This window comes from Mycobacterium sp. (genome assembly GCF_036488105.1).
Lineage (GTDB): Bacteria > Actinomycetota > Actinomycetes > Mycobacteriales > Mycobacteriaceae > Mycobacterium.
In genome coordinates this window covers 1-4,476 of sequence record NZ_DASXHW010000197.1, presented here as the reverse complement: position 1 = coordinate 4,476, position 4,476 = coordinate 1, and the positions used below count along the sequence as shown (strand labels likewise).

4 protein-coding genes are annotated in these 4,476 nt (G+C 64.6%); 3 read left to right on the top strand and 1 reads right to left on the bottom strand.

Features of this window, described 5'->3' with window-relative positions:
• On the top strand, positions 1–657 hold a 657-nt coding region (locus VGH54_RS10720), incomplete at its 5' end, for an MMPL family transporter (RefSeq protein ID WP_331511956.1).
• Between the two features lie 18 nt (positions 658–675).
• On the opposite strand, the gene VGH54_RS10715 is transcribed toward VGH54_RS10720, so the two are convergent.
• Positions 676–1,242, bottom strand: a complete 567-nt coding sequence (locus VGH54_RS10715; RefSeq protein WP_331511954.1) for an isoprenylcysteine carboxylmethyltransferase family protein — start codon at positions 1,240–1,242, stop codon at positions 676–678.
• Positions 1,243–1,440: 198 nt separating this feature from the next.
• Between VGH54_RS10715 and VGH54_RS10710 the strand changes: the two genes are divergently transcribed.
• Positions 1,441–3,453 (top strand): SDR family oxidoreductase, encoded by a 2,013-nt coding sequence (locus tag VGH54_RS10710; RefSeq protein WP_331511953.1) that lies wholly within the window; start codon positions 1,441–1,443, stop codon positions 3,451–3,453.
• 190 nt (positions 3,454–3,643) lie between these two features.
• Positions 3,644–4,476: nucleoside hydrolase (locus tag VGH54_RS10705; RefSeq protein ID WP_331511952.1), on the top strand; the 833-nt coding region annotated here is incomplete at its 3' end.

The following is a 4,476-nucleotide window of genomic DNA, read 5'->3' as shown; positions in this document are numbered from 1 at the left end:
GGCACCGCGTCGACCTTCAAAGACATCGGGGACATGGAGAGTTACGACTTGCTGATCGTGACCATCGCCTCACTGAGCCTGATCTTGCTGATCATGATGCTGATCACCCGCAGCCTGGTCGCCGCCATCGTGATCGTCGGTACCGTGGCCCTGTCGCTGGGCGCATCGTTCGGGCTGTCGGTGCTGGTGTGGCAGTACCTGCTGGGCATCAAGTTGTATTGGGTCGTACTGGCTTTGGCGGTCATCCTGCTGCTGGCCGTCGGATCCGACTACAACCTGCTGCTCATCTCCCGATTCAAAGAGGAGATCCACGCCGGACTCAAGACCGGCATCATCCGCGCAATGGCCGGCTCTGGGTCGGTGGTGACCGCAGCGGGTCTGGTCTTCGCCGTCACCATGTGCGGGTTCGTGTTCAGCGGCCTGCAGGTACTCGGCCAGATCGGCACCACCATCGGCCTCGGTCTGCTGTTCGACACTTTGATCGTGCGTTCCTTCATGACGCCGACCATCGCCACCCTGCTCGGCCGCTGGTTCTGGTGGCCGCTGCGGGTGCGACCGCGTCCGGCCAGTCAGATGCTGCAGCCCTACGGATCGCGGCCAGCCGTTCGTCAGCTGCTGTTGTGGGACGACGACGACGCCACGGTGACGTCGGGCTGATCGCCGCCGACGATCACGTCACAGATACCGTCTGACTCGTCGGCAATACTGCGCGTATTCCTCCGAGTAGTGTTGCCGCATAAAGCTTTCCTCGCGCAACACTTGCCGGTGGAACAGTAAGAACCCGGCGGCCAGGTAGACCAACGGAACCCAGTTGGGGAACACCAGGAACTGACCGACCAACACGAGCGCGAAGCCAACGTAAATCGGATTGCGGCTGACGGCGAAAATGCCTGTGGTCACCAGCCTGTCGGGCTGGTCCACGTCGATGCCGACCCGGAAACTCGTGCCGAACGACACCAGGCTCAGGAATAAGACAAGCAAACCGATGAAGCACAGTCCGACACCGATCCAGGCAATGACGTTGCAGTGGAAGAACTTCTGAGTGCTGACCAGCGGCCAACCGAACGCGGCAGCAAAGATCGTGTAGAAGTAGAACAGCGCGACCGGAGGGATCAAGAAGTCCGTCTTGTCAAGGGCGCCCAAGTGCATTGCCTGAGTCCCTGCCCGTCGTAACAGCAGCACTCGTGTTATCACCGTGCCAAGCAGGAGCACGATCGCCAGAGCGGCTAGATATCCGGTCACCGAGAGTCCTTCCTAAGTGTCACGCGGACTTCCGAGAATTCATCGCGTGATGAAGTCATCATGTGATGAATAATGCGCCCGCGAGGCAACCTCGTCAAGGTTCAGGCCTGACGACGTCAGTTCCAATGGCGGGACCGGTTTCCGCGATCGCGTCACACTGCGTTGACGCGCGGCCCAGCCGGGCGCACCATGTGTCTCATGCGTTATGTCGTTACCGGCGGTACCGGGTTTATTGGGCGCCGCGTGGTGTCCCGTCTGCTAGACAACCGGCCAGACGCCGAGGTGTGGGTTCTGGTCCGACGCTCGTCGCTAGGTCGCTTCGAGAGGCTGGCCGAACAGTGGGGTGATCGGGCGAAACCGCTGCTAGGCGAGTTGACCGAGCCGAGCCTCGGGTTGACCGACACGGCTGTCGCCGAGCTGGGCGACGTCGATCACCTGGTGCACTGTGCGGCGATCTACGACATCACCGCCGCCGAGCCCGAGCAACGCGCGGCCAACGTGGACGGCACCCGGGCGGTCATCGACTTGGCCCGCCGGCTCGATGCGACGCTGCACCACGTCTCGTCGATCGCGGTGGCCGGAGATTTCCACGGCGAATACACCGAAGCCGACTTCGACATCGGCCAACAGCTGCCGACGCCGTATCACCAGACGAAGTTCGAAGCCGAGATGCTGGTCCGCTCGACGACGGGGCTGCGCTACCGCATCTACCGGCCGGCGGTCGTGGTGGGCGATTCGCGCACCGGCGAGATGGACAAGATCGACGGGCCGTACTACTTCTTCGGCACGCTGGCCAAGCTGGCCGTGCTGCCCCGGCTGACGCCGATCATGTTGCCCGACACCGGGCGCACCAACATCGTCCCGGTCGACTACGTCGCCGACGCCATGGTCGCGCTGCTGCACGCCGACGCCTCCGACGGCCAGACGTTCCACCTGACCGCACCGAAAACCATTGGGCTGCGCGGCATCTACCGCGGAATCGCCGCCACGGCCGGTTTGCCGCCGCTACGCGGCTCACTCCCCCGGTCGGTGGCCGCACCGGTGCTCAAAGTGCGTGGCCGGCCCAAGGTGTGGCGCAACATGGTGGCCACTCAACTGGGCATCCCCGGCGAGGTCCTCGACGTCGTCGACCTGGCCCCGACCTTCACCTCGGAGCAGACCCAGAAAGCGTTGCGCGGCACCGGCATTGCAGTGCCCGAGTTCGCCAGTTATGCGCCCGCGCTGTGGCGGTATTGGGCCGAGCACCTAGACCCCGACCGGGCCCGCCGCGACGACCCGGACGGACCGCTGGTGGGGCGGCACGTGATCATCACCGGAGCCTCCAGTGGCATCGGCCGGGCATCGGCGGTCGCGGTCGCCGAACGGGGTGCGACGGTGTTCGCGCTGGCCCGTAACGGCGGTGCACTCGATGATCTGGTCGCCGAGATTCGCGCCAATGGCGGGCAGGCCTACGCCTTCACCTGCGACGTCACCGACTCCGCATCGGTGGAACACACCGTCAAGGACATCCTGGGCCGCTTCGATCACGTCGACTACCTGGTGAACAACGCGGGCCGGTCGATCCGCCGATCGGTCGTCCACCAGACCGACCGGCTGCATGACTACGAGCGGGTGATGGCGGTCAACTACTTCGGTGCGGTGCGGATGGTGTTGGCCCTGTTGCCGCATTGGCGTGAGCGCCGATTCGGTCACGTCGTCAACGTGTCCAGCGCCGGCGTGCAGGCACGCAGCCCGAAGTACAGCGCCTATCTGCCCACCAAGGCCGCGCTCGACGCTTTCTCGGAAGTGGTTGCCACCGAAACGCTTTCCGACCACATCACGTTCACCAACATCCACATGCCGTTGGTTGCGACACCGATGATCACGCCGTCCCGAAGGCTCAACCCGGTTCCGCCGATCACCGCTGAGCATGCGGCGGCGATGGTGGTGCGCGGCTTAGTCGACAAGCCGGCACGCATTGACACTCCGGTGGGCACCCTCGCCGAGGCCGGAAACTACTTCACCCCCAAGCTGTCGCGGCGCATCCTGCACCAGCTTTACCTCGGTTATCCCGATTCGGCAGCAGCACGCGGTGAGACTGATCCGAAACCTGTTGTGGAACAGCAGTTGTCACGTCGACCCAAACGCCCGGCCCGCGCTGTCGTGGCCCGCATGCGGGTCATGGGACCGGTCAAAGCCGCGGCGCGTCTGGTCCCCGGCGTGCACTGGTAACAGCGCACACCCGAAAATCCCGATCGGGTTACCCTGAAACCGTGTGGAAGACCCCGAGCTGGACAATACGATAGGCGAAGCCGACGTCGTCCGGCGTGCGTTCGACAGCCTTCCGACCTTCATCGTCGCGTTCGCAGGTCCCCAACACCGTTACGTGGCCGACTAGCCGGCGGCAGGTATCGTCTGGGCGGTGGCCGCCGCACCAGTTTTCGCCGACGTCGACACCGGCGTAGACGATGCCATCGCGCTGATTTATCTGCTGGCCAGTCCAGATGCCGAACTCGTCGGCATCGCCTCGACCGGCGGAAACGTTGGCGTGGAACAAGTCTGCGAGAACAACCTCGGCCTGCTCGATCTGTGCCGCGTCGATGGCGTGCCGGTGTCCAAGGGCGCCGCTCACCCGTTGAATTCCCCGAACCCGCGCGGCGACAGCGCAGTCCATGGGCCACGCGGACTGGGCTATGCCGAGCTGCCGTCGACCGATCGGGAGCTCTGCGGCGATGATGCCGCGTCGGCGTGGGTCCGCGCCGCCCGTGAGCATCCCGGGGAGCTGATCGGGCTGGCCACCGGACCGCTGACCAACCTGGCGCTGGCACTGCGCAAGGAACCGGAGCTGCCAACACTGTTGCACCGGTTGGTGATCATGGGCGGCGTGTACGACTACCGGGGCAATACAAATGCGGTGTCAGAGTGGAACATCGCAGTGGACCCTGAAGCGGCGGCCGAGGTCTTCGCTGCCTGGTCTCCGAATGAAACAGAAGAGGTTGACCTGCAACGTCTTCCGATCTTGTGCGGCCTCGACGTGACTCGGCAGATCGCGCTTACGCCCGAGATCCTGGTCCGGCTGGCCGCCGCTGCGAGTACCACGACCACCGCGCTGAGCGTCGACGACGAGCCGGGCACCCGGTCGTCGTCGCCGAACGCGTTGATTCGGGTGATCGAGGACGCGATGCGCTTCTACCTGGAGTCCTATCACCGCCTCGGACACGGTTATCAGGCACATCTGCACGACCCGCTGGCCGC

Coding starts and splice junctions, on each gene's coding strand:
- VGH54_RS10710 (WP_331511953.1), top strand. CDS start 1,441: ATGCGTTATGTCGTTACCGGCGGTACCGGGTTTATTGGGCGCCGCGTG.